The following is a 585-nucleotide window of genomic DNA, read 5'->3' as shown; positions in this document are numbered from 1 at the left end:
GCATCAATTTACAAGATCAATGAGTGGTAGAGGCAATTGTTTCGACAACCCTCCAATAGAAAGCTTCTGGGGCATATTGAAAAATGATATTGTGTATCACCAAGATTATCAAACGCCAAGGCAGATGTGGTTTGAATTTTATAGTCAGGCTGCGTAACTAAAATCTTTCAATTTCAACTGTACGGATTTGACGACAGGGGTCAAAACGTTTAAGCAACAAAAAACCCCACAACCAGGTAGGTTATGAAGTTTTTTGTTGCTTCTGATGATATATGATGGTGCGCCCACCACGCAACGACTATTTACCTGTAGTTCCTTATTTATATAGGTCTTTTAAATTTACTTAATTATTTTAACAACATATTTAACAACTTTGTTAGACCTGTCCATTTACCATCCTATCAATATTGGCTTTTACATCCTGCATAACTTGGTTTGATAATTCTTTCTCAATATCGTAGTTGTTAATAATCTTCAGAAAACCTTTGGCCACAGCTGTTACCTGCTCAATAATAGCAGTTGCTTTATTCTGCTTAATATCAGCAAGTTTGGCAAGTTTAAGTAGGTGCAGTGCAGTAGGATGCC

At 36.4% G+C, this 585-nt stretch carries 1 protein-coding gene and 1 pseudogene; one reads left to right on the top strand and one right to left on the bottom strand.

Features of this window, described 5'->3' with window-relative positions; translation table 11 throughout:
• A pseudogene (locus ACS8FD_RS22920) lies at positions 1 to 157 on the top strand (IS3-like element ISPar1 family transposase); the annotation flags it as partial.
• A 219-nt stretch (positions 158 to 376) separates the two neighbouring features.
• Here the strand turns inward: ACS8FD_RS22920 and ACS8FD_RS22915 are convergent.
• Positions 377 to 585 (bottom strand): hypothetical protein (locus tag ACS8FD_RS22915; RefSeq protein ID WP_439277551.1); only part of this gene is annotated, 209 nt, incomplete at its 5' end.

Source organism: Psychrobacter sp. 1U2 (assembly GCF_051847575.1).
Note: the sequence above shows the minus strand (reverse complement) of the source record. Positions and strands in the feature narration are given on the sequence as shown.